This window comes from Brevibacterium daeguense (assembly GCF_021729135.1).
GTDB classification, from domain to species: Bacteria; Actinomycetota; Actinomycetes; order Actinomycetales; family Brevibacteriaceae; genus Brevibacterium; species Brevibacterium daeguense.
Window position 1 is genome coordinate 59,740 of the sequence record NZ_JAJTWW010000020.1, and the last position, 14,347, is coordinate 74,086.

The following is a 14,347-nucleotide window of genomic DNA, read 5'->3' on the forward strand; positions in this document are numbered from 1 at the left end:
TGCGGATCACTATGCTGATGCCTATGACTACTGTGGCCTGCTACCAGGCGACCGCCGCCGATCAGCCCCTGTCGAAGGGCACCCTCGACCGTCGCGAGCTCCGGGACGACGACATCCTCATCGAGATCGAATACGCCGGCATCTGCCACTCCGACATCCACACCGTCCGCGACGAGTGGGGCGGTGCCCGCTTCCCCCTGACCCCGGGCCACGAGATCGTCGGGCGGATCGTCGAGCTCGGCTCGGGAGTCACCGGATTCTCCGTCGGCGAGCGCGTGGGCGTGGGCTGCATGGTGGATTCCTGCGGCGACTGCGAGCACTGCGCGGTCGGCGACGAGCACTACTGCACGACCGGGTCCACCCCCACCTACAACGGCATCGACCGGCGCGACGGGTCCGTCACCCAGGGCGGCTACTCCACCCATCTTCCGGTGAATGCGCGGTTCGCCGTGCGGATTCCGGAATCGCTCGACCCGGCTGCCACCGCGCCGCTGCTGTGCGCCGGAATCACCACCTATTCCCCGCTGCGCCGCTGGGGCGCCGGTCCGGGCACGAGGGTGGCAGTCGTCGGAATGGGCGGGCTGGGCCACGTCGCCGTCAAGCTCGCCGTCGCACTGGGCGCGGAGGTCTCGGTGTTCTCCCACAGCCTGGCCAAAGAGGCCGACGGCAAGCGGTTCGGCGCCTCGGGCTACTACGCGACATCGGAGGAGGCGTTCTACCGTCCGCACAAGAACTCCTTCCACCTCATCATCAACACCGTCTCCGCCCCGCAGGATGTCAACGACTACATCAAGATGCTGCGCCCGGAGGGCATTCTGGTGCTGCTCGGCGCACCGGGCGTGAACTACGATGTCTCGCCCGGTCTGCTCATGCGGGGGAAGACGATGGCCGGCTCGATGATCGGCGGCATGCGGGAGACGCAGGAGATGATCGACTTCTGCGCCGAGCACGGGATCACCGCGGAGATCGAGCTCATCGACGCCGAGCAGATCAACGACGCGTACGAACGGGTCATCGCCTCCGACGTCCGCTACCGCTTCGTGATCGACGCCAAGACGTTCTGAGGGACCGCCGCACCCTTCTGAGGCCGGCGGATCCGCCCCGGAACCCGCGGATCGGCGCTGAAGATGCGGTAACCCGCACGATTGTCCGCAGGTTCTGACACTCCGCTCCGGACCGACAATTCTCCTGGGACGCACCCCCTATTCTTGAGCCACCACATCCACCCCATCGTTCGGGAACGGCCCTGATTCGGCGCCGGTGGCGAATCGTCAGGGGGACCCCAGAAGGAGCCACGATGCTCTTCACCGCGGAGGAGTACGAAGCACGTCTGGCCCGCGTGCGGGCGCGGATGGCCGATCAGGGGCTGCGTGCGCTGATCGTGACCGATCCCGCCAACATCTACTACCTGACCGCGTACAACGCGTGGTCGTTCTACACCCCGCAGATGCTGTTCGTCCCCTACCAGGGCGACATGGTGTTCTTCGCCCGGGAGATGGATGCCAACGGCGCATTCCGCACCAGCTGGCTGCCGGAGTCCTGCATCGAGCCCTATCCGGAGGCCTACGTCCATCGAGCGGACATCCATCCCTTCGACTGGATCGCGCAGCGGCTGCGGCGGCGCAAGCTCATCGCGCCCACCACCGGAGTCGTCGGCCTGGAGATGGACTCGAATTTCTTCACCGCGAAGTCCTACCGCGCTCTCGTCAACGCGGTGCCCGAGTGGACGCTGGTGGACTCGTTCGAGCTGGTCAACTGGGTCCGCGCGGTGAAGTCGGAGGCAGAGATCGTCCTCATGCGGAAGGCGGCGACCATCACCACTGCGGCCATGGAAGCCGCCCGGGAGACCATCGCCGTCGGCGTCATCCAGGCCGAGGTCGCCTCGGCGATCTCTGCGGTCCAGTTCCGTGGCGCCGGCGAGCTGGCCGGCGACTATCCGGCGATCGTGCCGATGATGCCCACCGGCGAGGCGGCCGACACCCCGCACCTGACGTGGAGCGGGCAGCGGTTCGAGAGGGACCAGATCGTCATCATCGAGCTCGGCGGGGTGTACAAGCGCTATCACGTGCCCCTGGCCCGCACCTTCACGACCGGCGCGGCGTCGGAGAACGTCCGCTATCTGGCCGAGGCCGTCGACACCTCGCTGCAGGCGATGATCGAGACGATCGCCTCCGGGGTGGCGGTCAGCGAGCTCGCACAGGCGTGGAACCGTTCGCTGTTCACCTTCGGGCTGACCAAGGAGTCCCGCCTGGGCTATTCGATCGGTGTCGGCTATCCCCCGGACTGGGGCGAGCGCACCATCTCGATCCGCACGGAGGACGAAACCGTCCTGGAGCCGAACATGACCTTCCACCTGATCGCCGGGATGTGGATGGACGGCTACGGCTATGAGTGCTCGGAACCCGTGCGCGTGACCGCCGACGGCGTCGAGCTGTTCACCGACCTGCCCCGCGGGGTCACTTCAACGCTGGGCTCTTCCGCCGACTCGGGCTCCAACCCGGGCACCAGCCCGGTCTCGAACTCGAGCCCCGGTCCGGTCTCCAGCCCGATCGCGCCGATCACCGCCGAATCCGCCTGACCGGCCAGCAGGACAGTGAACCGCGAAATGCCCCGCGCCGAGGCGCCCGTCCCGGCGACAGCCGACGGTGAGCCGATCGTCAACCTGACCTCGCTGGCCGACCTCAACGAGATCGTCGACCTCACCTGCAGCCTCGTCGCCTGCGATTCGACCAACCCGGGCGGCACCGAGGACTCGACGGTGGAGGTGATCGTCGACTTCGCGCGCCATGCGGGGCTGCTCGTTCACGTCGCCGAGGTGGCGCCGGGACGCCCGAATGTCGTCGTCACCCTGCCCGCGACTTTCGCCGGCCCGGCCGGCCCAGACGCTGGTGAGGCAGGTGGCGCCTCGGGCGCGGGAAACGGTCCTGGTCTGCTCTTCCTGGGCCATTCCGATGTCGTCCCCGCAGGGGACGGGTGGGGCGGTGACCCGTTCGCGCCACGGGTCGAGGAGGGCCGGGTCACCGGCCGCGGCACCGCGGACATGAAGGGAGCACTGGCGGTCGTCCTGTGCGTGATGGCCGGGCTCGCCGAGGCGGTCGCGGGCGGGCACGTTGAGCTCTCCGGACCCGTCAGCCTGGCCGTCACCGTCGATGAGGAGGAGACCGGGATCGGGATCCGGCATCTCGTCGTCGGTCGCCGCGAGGGTGACGGACGCGGTGACGAAGGCCGTGACGGTGCTGGTGACGTCGCTGGGGTGGACGAAACCCGGGCCTTGCGGGGCCGACTGGGACCGCATGCCGGAACGGAGTTCCTCGGCTGCGTGGTCGCCGAACCCACCGAGCTGGAGGTCGTTCGCGCCTGCCGGGGCGACTCCTACATCGACTTCACCATCACCGGGAAGCCCGCGCACTCCGGACGGCCGGGCGATGGCATCAACGCGATCACGGCCGCGGCGGGGGTGATCGCGGAGATCGAGCGCGACAATCAGCGGCTCGCGCAGGAGCCGGACACGGTGCTCGGGGCGGCGACGTGGAGTCCCGGCCTGATCAGCGGCGGGACGGGCACCTCGATCGTGGCGGGGGAATGCTTCCTGTCGGTCGACCGGCGGCTGCTGCCGGGCGAGGACGTCCGCGGCGTGGCGGCGATGATGACGGCGCGACTGCTGCCCCACATGCCCCCGGGGGTCGAGGTGAGCGCCTCGGTTCCGATGGCGATGCCCGGATTCATCACCGCCGAGGACGACCCCCTGGTCACCGCGGCGGCACAGGCAGTGACCTCGGCGCTCGGACGCCCCGCGGAGGTCAGCGCCTGGAGCGCCTCCTGCGACGGCGGGTTCATCGCCGAGCGGTTCGGCATTCCCGTGATCGTGTGCGGCCCCGGCAGCGTCAACGATGAGGCGCATCAGGCGGACGAGAGCGTGGGAATCCGGGAGCTGGAGGCCGCGGCACGGGCGTATACCGAGTTGATCGACACGATGCTCGGAGCGGAGCACAAGAGCTGAGGTGCAGTAGGGATTTGAGGTGCAGTATGGATTTGAGAGGCAGTATGGATTTGAGAGGCAGTATGGAGTTGAGTTCCTGAGCTGCTGAGACCTTCGAGGGGCGGTGCCGATCATGAGCCGACGGATGTTCACCGCACTGCTCCCGCCCGCCGGCGTGCGCCGCGAGCTGGACGAATTGCTGCGACCGCGCCGGAAGACCGACCGGCTGATCCGCTACACCTCCCAGGAGCGCTGGCACGTCACTCTGAGCTTCATGCCCGCAGTCGGCCCTGCCTCCGAGGAGACCCTGGTCGGACTTCTCCATGAGATCGCCTCCGGGACGGCCGGCTTCCCTGTCGCCCTCGGGCAGGCCGACGGCTTCCCGAATGCGCGGCGTGCCAAGGTCCTCTACCTGGGCGTCACCGAGGGCCGCGGCGAGGTGGTCGCCCTGAGTTCGGCCTGTCGCGAGGCGGCCGGGCGCGCAGGCACTGGTGCGGACCAGCGGGAATCGGTTCCGCACCTGACGATCGCCCGGGTCAGATACCACCCGATCGACGCCCGCACGTGGCGCGACGAACTGCACCCTCTCCCTCTGCTGCGCTGGCACGTTGGCTCTTTCGCGCTGGTCGCCTCGAACATGGGAGACGGCCCGGAGAGGTACGAGGTGGTCGCTGAGTTCCCGCTGCGCGGTTAGCGCAAGCTCAGACCCCGCCCGTCTTCAGCTGCTCGGCGATGTACTCCGCCTGCCGGGTGGCGAGCGCGACGATGGTCAGCGTCGGGTTCGCGGATGCGCCGGTGGTGAAGACCGAGCCGTCGCTGACGAACAGGTTCGGCACGTCGTGGGCCCGCCCGAACTCGTTGACGACGCCGTCCGCCGGGTCCTGGCTCATCCGGGCGGTTCCCATGTTGTGGGTGCTCGGGTACGGCGGGGTCTGCCAGACGTTGCCTGCCCCGACCGCCCGGTAGAGCTCCTCTCCCTGCCGGTAGCCGTGCTCGCGCATGGCGATGTCGTTCGGGTGGTCGTCGTAGTGCACATTGGGCACCGGCAGCCCGAACTGATCGGTCACGGTGGAGCTGAGCGTCACCCGGTTGGTCTCCTGCGGCATGTCCTCGCCGACGATCCACATCCCGGCGGTGCACTCCAGCGCGTCGAGCCGGGCGGTGAACTCCGGTCCCCAGGCACCGGGGTTGGCGAAGCTGGCCATGAACGCCGGCCCGATGGAGATCGGCTCCATGTAGTAGCCGCCGGCGAACCCGCGGTCGGGGTCGTGCCGCGATTCGTCGGCGATGATGCCCGACATCGTCTCCCCGCGCCACATGCGCACGGGCTTCTCGAACTGCGCGTACACCGATCCCGTGGTGTGACGCAGGTAGTTCCTGCCCACCATCCCCGAGGAGTTGGCGAGGCCATCGGGAAACAGCGGGCTGGCCGACATCAGCAGCAGCCGGGGTGTCTCGATGGCATTGCCCGCAACGCAGACCAGGCGCGCAGCCTGCCGGTGAAGGTTGCCGTCCTTGTCGATGTAGAGCACCGCGTCGGCCCGGCCTCTGTCATCGTGGGTGATCTGCACGGCCTGCGACTCCGGCCGCAGGTCGAGCAGGCCCGACTGCAGCGCCTTCGGCAGCTCGCTGACGAGGGTGCTCCACTTGGCACCGCTCTTGTCGCCCTGGAAGTTGAACCCGTCCTGGACGGATGCCGGCCGGCCGTCGTAGGGCTCGGCGTTCGTGGCGTACGGCCCCGTGGCGTAGTACCTGTAGCCGATCTTCTCCGCACCGTTCGCGAACACCTTGTAGTTGTTGGTCGCGGGCAGCGGCGGACGACCGTGGCGGTGCGTGCTGCCCATCTTGATCTCGGCGGCGTCATAGTACGGCTCGAGGTCTTTCAGGCTCAGCGGCCAGTCGAGGAGGGAGGCGCCGTCGATCCGCCCATAGCGGCTGCGGGTCTTGAACTCGTGCTCGTGGAAGCGCGGTGTGGCACCCGACCAGTGCGTGGTCGAACCGCCGACCGCCTTGACTATCCAGGCGGGCAGCGCCGGGAAGTCGCGGGCGATCCGCCAGGACCCCGTCGTCGTCCGCGGGTCCAGCCAGGCCATCTGGTTGAATGCCTCCCACTCGTCGTTGACGTAGTCGTCCGCGGTGAGGTGGGGTCCGGCCTCAAGGAGGACGACCGGGACGCCGGCCTTGGTCAGTTCGTAGGCGATGGTGCCGCCGCCGGCACCGGATCCGATGACGACGACTGCTGCCTCGTCCTTGTCGATGGCCTTCATTTCCTCACCTCTCCGGCTTCCGTCTGGGTCGACCCGGGCTGGGTGACGGTGTCGCGCTGCGCCTCCACTGTGGGTGCTGGTCCCGCGAAGAGGCCCGAGGTGTACGGCACGAACTCCTCCGGGCCGTCGTACTCCTCGATGCGGGGTTCGGGCAGCCAATCGAGATCATTGAAGCCGCGGTCGATGTAGCCGCCCTTGTCGAACGACGGTCCCTCGTATCCGAGGCACTCCCATACCTCGTGGTCGTCGTAGAAGTTGAGCACGGTGGTCCGGCGGACGAAGCCGAAGAAGGTCGAGTCCTCGACCTTGCGCAGGACCTTGAGCGCCTCCCCGTCGGAGAGCGCGGTGAAGTCTCCGCCCGACACGACGTTGAGGGCGTTGAGGCCCTGGGTCAGGGCCACGCGCCACCAGGTGGACGCCTCGGCTTCATCGAGGATCGTCTGCGCCGTCCGCTCGTACGGCGCGTCGGGGATGGCGCTGTGCGGGAAGGCGACCCGGATCACCCGGACGAGGATCCGCTTGGCGTCCTCGGTCATCTGGGTGGCGTTGAGCTGCCGGAATTTCGCCGGAAGGCTGGACTCGGTCATGTCGTGCTCCTGATCGTCGTTGATCGGACAAGCGGGTCGATGGCTGTGGTCGGCGGACTCGTCAGGGAACGAGGATGCCGCGGCCGACGAGGCGGCCCTGGTCGAGGTCGTTGATCGCCTGAGCATAGTCGGCGAGCGGATAGACCGAGGTGTGGAGGGAGACCCTTCCCTCGGCGGTCAGCGTCATGAGCTCGACGAGGTCGGTGTAGGTGCCGACCAGGTTGCCGATGACGTTGATCTCGCGGGAGATGATGTCGATGGTGGGCAGATCGAGGCTGCCGCCGTAGCCGATGACGAAGTAGTCGCCGCGGTTGCGCAGCAGGCGCGGGCCCAGGCGCTCCATCCCCTGTTCGGCGACGAAGTCGAGCACGACGTGCGCGCCCCCGCCGGTGATGTCGAGGACCTGCCGGACCACCTGCTCGTCGTCGCCCGTGCGCACGGTCTGGTGGGCCCCGATGCTCGCGGCGAGCTCCAGCGCCTGCTCGCTGCGGTCGAGCACGGTGATATGCGCGGCGGTGAGGGCAGCAAGCGTCTGGATGCCGATGTGCCCCAGCCCGCCGGAGCCGATGACGACGACGTGGCTGCCCGGCGTCAGGCGCGGAGCGGCCTTGCGGACGGCGTGGTAGGCGGTCAGCCCTGCGTCGGCGAGAGCCGCGATGTCCTTCGGCTGGAGAGAGGGCTCCAGCTTCACGACAGCACGGGCATTGGTGAGGAGAAACTCCGCCATTCCCCCGTCGACGTTGAGTCCGGGGAACGTCGAGTTCTCGCAGTGGGAGTCGTCGCCGAGGCGGCAGGCGGGACACAGCCCGCACGTCACCAGCGGGTGCATGATCACGGTGTCCCCGGGCTGGACATTGGTCACCGCGCTCCCGACCTCGCGCACCCAGCCGGCGTTCTCGTGACCGAGGATATAGGGCAGCGTGGGCTGCTGGATGGGCTCCCACTGGCCCTCGATCACGTGCAGATCGGTGCGGCACAGGCCGGCGGCACCGACTTCGACGAGCACGTCCCACGGACCGGTCACCTGCGGTTCGGGAACGTCATCGAGCTTGGGCGTCTCATGGTAGGCGTGAATCCGGACAGCCTTCACAGTCGGACTCCTTTCGTCGCCGTTGACTTCCTGGAGTACTGGAAGTCTATTGCGAACGATCCTGCCCGGCCAGAGGAATTCTCAGTACTCGACGACTCTCAGCACTCGACGACGTTGACGGCCAGGCCGCCCATCGCGGTCTCCTTGTACTTGTCGCTCATGTCCGCGCCGGTGGCCTTCATCGTCGCGATCACCTCGTCGAGCGACACCCGGTGCTCCCCGTCGCCCCACAGCGCCATCTTGGCGGCGTTGACCGCCTTGCCTGCGCCGATCGCGTTGCGTTCGATGCAGGGCACCTGCACCAGCCCGGCGATCGGGTCACAGGTCAGGCCCAGGTTGTGCTCCATCGCGATCTCGGCGGCGTTCTCGACCTGCTCGGGCGTGCCGCCGAGCACCTCGGCAAGTCCTCCTGCGGCCATCGAGGACGCAGATCCGACCTCGCCCTGGCACCCCACCTCGGCACCGGAGATCGAGGCGCGCTCCTTGTACAGCACGCCGATCGCACCCGCGGTCAGCAGGAACCTCACGATCGCGTCCTCGCGCGTCCGGTCCCCGCCCTCGGCCACCTCGGGCACGTAGTTGAGGGCGTAGTAGAGCACGGCAGGCACGATTCCGGCGGCGCCATTGGTGGGAGCGGTGACCACGCGGCCGCCCGAGGCGTTCTCCTCGTTGACGGCCAGCGCGACGAGGTTGACCCACTCCTGGTAGAAGCGCGGGTCGTGGTTCGGGTCCTCCTCCTTGAGCCTGAGGTACCAGTCGTGGGCACGCCTGCGCACCTTGAGCCCGCCGGGCAAGTGACCGGTCCGGTCGAGCGAGCTCAGCGTGCATTCGCGCATGACCTGGTGGATGTGCAGCAGGTACGACCGGACCTCGTCCTCGCTGCGGCGCGCCTTCTCGTTGGCGAGCATGACCTCCCAGAAGGCCAGCCCGTCGGCGCGGCAGTGCTCGAGCAGCTCCGCCGCAGTCTCGAAGGGGTACGGCTGCTCGTGGCCGCTGGGCGCGTCGACAGCGGGGCGGTCGGGCCGGGCGCCGACGGGGGCCTCCGCATCGGCGTCGGCACCGTCCTCCTCGTCGCTCGCGGACACGACGAATCCGCCGCCAACCGAGTAGTAGGTCTCGTCAGCGAGCACTGCGCCGGTCCCGTCCAGGGCCTTGAGCCGAAGAGCGTTGGTGTGCCGCTTGAGGACGGTCAGCGGGCGCTGCCGCATGTCGTCGACGCTGAACGGGAGCTCATTGCGATCTCCGAGCATGATCGTCCCGGTCCGGCGCATGCGCTCCTTGCGCTCGTCGATCTCGTTGGGCTCGACAGCATCCGGGCGCACTCCTTCGAGCCCGAGGAGGATGGCGTCGAAGGTGCCGTGGCCCTTTCCGGTTGCGGCAAGCGAGCCGTAGACGTCGACTTCGAGCCCTGCGACGTCATCAAGACGGCCGCCGACGAGGTCGACGAATCGCGCGGCGGCCTTCATCGGGCCGACGGTGTGGGAGCTGGATGGGCCCACGCCCACGGTGAACAGATCGAATACGCTGATCGACATCGCGGATCAAGCATTCCTTTCCCCCGCAACGGGGGCACTCGACCGCCGCCTCCGTCGGAGGCGCCCTCCCCCTGAGGAGAGGCGCCGGTTCAGGGAGCCGCTCCATGCGGCCGGGTCCCCGGAGGCGGCAGGCGAGTCGTCCCGCTTTCGGGAAGCGATTACACGTTGTTGGCTTCGGCGTAGGCTGCGGCGTCCATGAGGGCGCCGGCCTCGGAGACCGCGACCTGGAACAGCCAGCCCTCGCCGTAGGGATCCGAATTCAGCAGCCCCGGGTTGTCCACGGCTTCGTCGTTGACGGCCGTCACCTCGCCGGTCACCGGCGAGTACAGGTCCGACACGGACTTGGTCGACTCGACCTCGCCGCAGGTCTCACCGGCGGTGACGGTGTCGCCCACCTCGGGCAGGTCGACGAACACGACCTCGCCGAGCGCGTCGGCGGCCACTGCGGTGATGCCCACCTTGACGGTCTGACCGGCCACCGCATCAGCGGCGGCGTCGACCCACTCGTGCTCGGCGGAGTACGAGAAGTCCTTGGGAAGCTCGGGGAGTTCTGCCATGGTGATGTTCCTTTCGTTGAACTCAGTCTTTCGGAGGGCTCAGATCGGGCGGGTGCCGAGGCGCCTCGGCGCTCTTCGCGTGGTGCGGATCCCGCAACGCCGGGCCGCGATGGCACGGCCGGCCAGTCCGCGGACTCGGGCCTGTCTGCTCAGTCCGCGGACCGAGAGTAGAAGGGCAGCTCGACGACCACGAAGTCGTGAGCCTTGCCGCGGATGTCCACGCTCACGGCGGAGCCGGGTTCGGACACGGCGGTGTCGACGTAGGCGAGCGCGATCGGGTGGCCGAGCGTCGGCGAGGGCTGCCCGGAGGTCACGATCCCCACCTCGCTGCCGTCGACCGAGACGGTGGCCCCGCTGCGGGCGGCACGCCGGCCCTCCGAGGTCAGGCCGACGAGCACGCGGGCCGGCTCACTCTCCGCGAGCTTCTCCAGCGCCTCGCGGGCGAAGAAGGTCTCCTTGGTCGTGAAGCCGACCATCCGACCGAGTCCGGCGTCGAACGGGGTGGTCTCCCGGGTGAGCTCGTTGCCATAGAGCGGCATGCCCGCCTCCAGCCGCAGCGAGTCGCGGGAGGCGAGTCCGCACGGGGTGAGGCCGGAGTCGTCTCCCACGCGCACGAGCTCGGCCCACAGCGCGGTGGCGTCCTGGTTGTCGATGATGAGCTCGAAGCCGTCCTCACCGGTGTAGCCGGTCCGTGCCAGGAACACGTCGATCCCGGCGACGGTCAGCGGCGCCCACGCGTAGTATCCGAGCTCGCGCACCGTCTGCTGCCCCTCCTCGGAGTCCTGCGTCGCGAGCAGGATCTCCTCGGCCTTGGGGCCCTGGACGGCGATGAGCGCGGTGTCGCCGGATTCGTCGGCGACGGTCACCTCGGCGGCGGGCTGGATCTCCGCGGTGAACTGGTTGGCCCGGTCCGTGAGCGCCTCGGCCACGACGGGCGTGTTGCCGGCGTTGGGGACGACGAGGTACTCGTCCTCGGCGATCCGGTAGGTGATGAGGTCGTCGAGCAGGTAGCCGTGCTCGTCGACGATCACGCCGTAGCGGGCCTTGCCGAGCTTCATCTTCGAGTACTTCGCCACGAGCGCGAAGTCGAGGAAGGCCGCGGCATCCGGCCCGGTGACCCGCACCTCGCCCATGTGCGACAGGTCGAAGATGCCGGCCGCCTCACGCACGGCCTTGTGCTCGCCGAGCTCGGAGCCGTACTTCAGCGGCATGTCCCAGCCGCCGAAGTCGGTGAAGCTCGCGCCGAGCTTCTCGTGCACCCCGTGCAGCGGCGTGTGCTTGGGAGTGGTCTCGGTCATCAGGCGTCTCCCTCGGAGTCGGAGTCACGGTAGCTGGGGTCGAACGCCTCCGGCGGCGGGCAGGAGCAGACGAGGTTTCGGTCGCCGTAGGCCCCGAGGATCCGGCGCACGGGCGGGAAGTACTTCGTCATCTTCAGGCTGGGCACGGGGAAGACGGCGGTCTCCCGCGAGTACTTGGCGTCCCAGTCGTCCATCACGCTGGTGGCGGTGTGCGGCGCGTTGTGCAGCGGGGACTCCTCGTAGGAGTAAGCGCTGCCGATCGCGTCGATCTCCGCGCGGATGGTGCGCATGGCGGTGATGAACCGGTCGATCTCCGCCTTGTCCTCCGACTCGGTGGGCTCGACCATCAGGGTGCCCGCCACCGGGAAGGCCAGGGTGGGCGCGTGGAAGCCGTAGTCGACCAGGCGCTTGCAGACGTCCTCGGCGGTCACCCCGGTCTGAGCGGTGATGTCGCGCAGGTCGAGGATGCACTCGTGAGCCACCAGGCCCGCCTCACCGGAGTAGAGCACCGGGAAGGAGTCGTGGAGCTCGCGGGCGATGTAGTTCGCGCCGAGCAGTGCGGTCTTGGTCGCCTCGACCAGCCCGTCGGGTCCCATGAGCTTGAGATAGGCCCAGCTGATGGGCAGCACGCCGGCCGAACCGTGGATCGAGGCGCTCACCGGCAGGCGGGTGGCCTCCGGGTCTCCGGCGACGAGCTGCGGATCCGTGGCGTCGCCCGGCAGGAACGGCGCGAGGTGCTCGCGGACCGCGACCGGGCCGACGCCCGGGCCGCCGCCGCCGTGGGGGATGCAGAACGTCTTGTGCAGGTTGAGGTGGGACACGTCGCCGCCGAACTTGCCCGGCTGCGCGAGCCCGAGGAGCGCGTTGAGGTTCGCGCCGTCGAGGTAGACCTGGCCGCCGGCGTCGTGGATCTTCTCGCACACCTTGCGGACGTCGGCCTCGAACACGCCGTGCGTGGACGGGTAGGTGATCATGATGCCGGCGAGCGTGTCGCGGTGCTTCTCGATCTTCGCATCGAGGTCGTCGAGGTCGATCGAGCCGTCGTCCGCGGTGGCGACGACGGCCACCTCGAGCCCGGCGAGCACCGCGGAGGCGGCATTGGTGCCGTGCGCCGAGGCGGGCACCAGACATATCCGGCGCTCCGGCTGGCCATTGGACAGATGGTAGCCGCGGATCGCGAGCAGGCCGGCCAGCTCGCCCTGCGAGCCGGCGTTGGGCTGGATGGAGACCTGGTCGTATCCGGTCACCTCGACGAGCATGTCCTCCAGCTCGCCGATGAGCTCGCGCCAGCCGGCGGTCTGCTCGTCCGGGGCGAACGGGTGGATGGAGGCGAACTCCGGCCACGTCATGGATTCCATCTCCACCGCGGCGTTGAGCTTCATCGTGCACGAGCCCAGCGGGATCATGGTCCGGTCGAGCGCGAGGTCGCGGTCGGCCAGCGTGCGCAGGTAGCGCATCATCATGGTCTCCGACCCGTAGGTGTTGAACACCGGGTGGGTCATGAACTCCGAGGTGCGCACCAGCTCCTCGGGCAGCTGCGGCTTGGCCACGTGGCCCTCGCCGAAGGTGCCCTCACCGGCCGCGATGAACGCCTCCTTGTCGATCCGGCCCGGCGCGCCGAGCGCCTCGAGCAGATCGTTGGCGTCGGCCACGGTGTGCGGCTCGCCGAAGGACACGCTGATGTGGGACTCGTCGGACAGACGCACGTTGATCCCGGCGGCATCAGCGGCCGCAACCGCGGCAGCCGCATTTGGCACGGCGATGGTGAGCGTGTCGAAGTAGCTCTCGGTGACGACCGAGGTGCCCTCGGCCTGGGCGACCTGCTCGCCGAACGCGTGGGCCAGCCGATGGATGCGCGAGGCGATCCGGGTCAGACCGACCGGGCCGTGGTAGACGGCGTACATCGCCGCGACGACTGCCAGCAGCGCCTGGGCGGTGCAGATGTTGGAGGTCGCCTTCTCGCGGCGGATGTGCTGCTCGCGGGTCTGCAGCGCCAGCCGGTAGGCGGGCATGCCCTCGACGTCCTTGGACACCCCGACCAGTCGGCCGGGCAGCATCCGCTTGAGCTTGTCCTTGACTGCCATGAACGCGGCGTGCGGACCGCCGAAGAACAGCGGCACACCGAGTCGCTGGGACGAGCCGACTGCGATGTCGGCACCCTGGGCAGCCGGGGACTCCAGCAGGGTCAGGGCCAGCAGGTCGGACACGAACGTCACCTGCGCACCGCGCTCCTTGGCCCCGGACACGGCGTCGGCGAAGCCGCGGATCGCGCCGGAGGTGCCCGGCTGGGAGCACACGATGCCGAACACGTCCTCGCCGACGAGCCCCTGGGACAGGTCTGCGATCCGGACCTCGAAGTCCATGGCGCGGGCGCGTGCCCGGACCACGGCGATGGTCTGGGGGTGGGTCTCGGAGTCGACGACGACGACCGAGCCCTTCTTGTTGGCCCGGCGCATGAGGAGCACCGCCTCGGCGACGGCCGTGGCCTCGTCGAGCAGCGAGGCGTTGGCGATGTCGAGGCCGGTGAGGTCCTGGACGACCTGCTGGAAGTTCAGCAGCGCCTCGAGCCGACCCTGGCTGATCTCCGGCTGGTAGGGCGTGTAGGCGGTGTACCAGGCCGGGTTCTCCACCACATTGCGGCGGATCACGGGCGGGGTGATGGTGTCGTAGTAGCCCTGCCCGATCATCTGCTTGCGCAGGACGTTCTTGCCGGCCAGCTCGCGGAGGCGGTCGAGGACCTCGGCCTCGGTGAGCGCCGGCGGCAGGTTCAGCGGCGACTGCTGCTGGATGTTGCTCGGCACCGCCACTGAGGCGAGCTCGTCGAGGGAGCCGTAGCCGATGGCGCTCAGCATCTCGCCGAGCTGATCTCCGCGCGGGCCGATGTGGCGGTCGGAGAAGGGACGGACGGCGTCGCCGGTGGACGCCGAGGTGTGGGCCAGGGAACCGGGGGTTCGGGCCAGAGAGCCAGCTGTCATGGAGAAATCCTCACAGGTCGGGTTCATCGCAGCGGACGAACACGAAACGGACGTTGTGC

At 68.9% G+C, this 14,347-nt stretch carries 11 protein-coding genes; 4 read left to right on the forward strand and 7 right to left on the reverse strand.

The genetic code is table 11. The features are described from left to right. The first annotated feature begins 23 nt into the window (after positions 1-23). The 4 genes from LXN01_RS14010 (at position 24) to thpR (ending at position 4,673) form a co-directional block, all read left to right on the forward strand. Positions 24-1,064 carry an NAD(P)-dependent alcohol dehydrogenase gene (locus LXN01_RS14010; protein WP_236866031.1) on the forward strand — a complete coding sequence of 347 codons (1,041 nt, stop codon included), beginning with the start codon at positions 24-26 and terminating at the stop codon, positions 1,062-1,064. A gap of 233 nt (positions 1,065-1,297) precedes the next feature. Continuing rightward, a complete protein-coding gene (locus tag LXN01_RS14015) occupies positions 1,298-2,578 on the forward strand; it encodes a M24 family metallopeptidase (protein WP_236866032.1) in 1,281 nt (426 codons plus the stop codon). A 15-nt stretch (positions 2,579-2,593) separates the two neighbouring features. Then, positions 2,594-4,000 carry a M20 family metallopeptidase gene (locus LXN01_RS14020; RefSeq protein ID WP_236866033.1) on the forward strand — a complete coding sequence of 469 codons (1,407 nt, stop codon included), beginning with the start codon at positions 2,594-2,596 and terminating at the stop codon, positions 3,998-4,000. Positions 4,001-4,112: 112 nt separating this feature from the next. Beyond that, positions 4,113-4,673 (forward strand): RNA 2',3'-cyclic phosphodiesterase, encoded by a 561-nt coding sequence (thpR, locus tag LXN01_RS14025; RefSeq protein WP_236866034.1) that lies wholly within the window; start codon positions 4,113-4,115, stop codon positions 4,671-4,673. A gap of 7 nt (positions 4,674-4,680) precedes the next feature. On the opposite strand, the gene LXN01_RS14030 is transcribed toward thpR, so the two are convergent. The 7 genes from LXN01_RS14030 to gcvP form a co-directional block, all read right to left on the reverse strand. Then, the gene (locus tag LXN01_RS14030; protein ID WP_236866035.1) at positions 4,681-6,246 is read right to left on the reverse strand and encodes a GMC family oxidoreductase; all 1,566 of its coding nucleotides are present in this window, start codon (positions 6,244-6,246) and stop codon (positions 4,681-4,683) included. Beyond that, entirely contained in the window at positions 6,243-6,833 is a 591-nt protein-coding gene (locus LXN01_RS14035; protein ID WP_236866036.1) for a hypothetical protein, read from the reverse strand. Before LXN01_RS14035 ends, LXN01_RS14030 begins: the two co-directional genes overlap by 4 nt. 61 nt (positions 6,834-6,894) lie before the next feature. Further along, positions 6,895-7,923, reverse strand: coding sequence for an NAD(P)-dependent alcohol dehydrogenase (locus LXN01_RS16440; RefSeq protein ID WP_236866037.1), 1,029 nt, complete (start codon positions 7,921-7,923; stop codon positions 6,895-6,897). A 98-nt stretch (positions 7,924-8,021) separates the two neighbouring features. After that, on the reverse strand, positions 8,022-9,458 hold the full coding sequence (locus LXN01_RS14045) for an L-serine ammonia-lyase (RefSeq protein ID WP_236866038.1): 1,437 nt from the start codon (positions 9,456-9,458) through the stop codon (positions 8,022-8,024). 158 nt (positions 9,459-9,616) lie between these two features. Continuing rightward, the gene (gene gcvH / locus LXN01_RS14050; protein ID WP_236866039.1) at positions 9,617-10,015 is read right to left on the reverse strand and encodes a glycine cleavage system protein GcvH; all 399 of its coding nucleotides are present in this window, start codon (positions 10,013-10,015) and stop codon (positions 9,617-9,619) included. Between the two features lie 149 nt (positions 10,016-10,164). Beyond that, positions 10,165-11,313 carry a glycine cleavage system aminomethyltransferase GcvT gene (gene gcvT, locus LXN01_RS14055; RefSeq protein WP_236866040.1) on the reverse strand — a complete coding sequence of 383 codons (1,149 nt, stop codon included), beginning with the start codon at positions 11,311-11,313 and terminating at the stop codon, positions 10,165-10,167. Beyond that, the gene (gcvP, locus tag LXN01_RS14060) at positions 11,313-14,288 is read right to left on the reverse strand and encodes an aminomethyl-transferring glycine dehydrogenase (protein WP_236866041.1); all 2,976 of its coding nucleotides are present in this window, start codon (positions 14,286-14,288) and stop codon (positions 11,313-11,315) included. Before gcvP ends, gcvT begins: the two co-directional genes overlap by 1 nt. Between the last annotated feature and the right edge of the window lie 59 nt (positions 14,289-14,347).

Bases quoted from the DNA above. Each gene is read 5' to 3' on its own strand.
- LXN01_RS14010 (WP_236866031.1), top strand. From the start codon at position 24: ATGACTACTGTGGCCTGCTACCAGGCGACCGCCGCCGATCAGCCCCTG.
- LXN01_RS14015 (WP_236866032.1), top strand. From the start codon at position 1,298: ATGCTCTTCACCGCGGAGGAGTACGAAGCACGTCTGGCCCGCGTGCGG.
- thpR (WP_236866034.1), top strand. From the start codon at position 4,113: ATGAGCCGACGGATGTTCACCGCACTGCTCCCGCCCGCCGGCGTGCGC.
- LXN01_RS14030 (WP_236866035.1), bottom strand. From the start codon at position 6,246: ATGAAGGCCATCGACAAGGACGAGGCAGCAGTCGTCGTCATCGGATCC.
- LXN01_RS14035 (WP_236866036.1), bottom strand. From the start codon at position 6,833: ATGACCGAGTCCAGCCTTCCGGCGAAATTCCGGCAGCTCAACGCCACC.
- LXN01_RS14045 (WP_236866038.1), bottom strand. From the start codon at position 9,458: ATGTCGATCAGCGTATTCGATCTGTTCACCGTGGGCGTGGGCCCATCC.
- gcvH (WP_236866039.1), bottom strand. From the start codon at position 10,015: ATGGCAGAACTCCCCGAGCTTCCCAAGGACTTCTCGTACTCCGCCGAG.
- gcvT (WP_236866040.1), bottom strand. From the start codon at position 11,313: ATGACCGAGACCACTCCCAAGCACACGCCGCTGCACGGGGTGCACGAG.
- gcvP (WP_236866041.1), bottom strand. From the start codon at position 14,288: ATGACAGCTGGCTCTCTGGCCCGAACCCCCGGTTCCCTGGCCCACACC.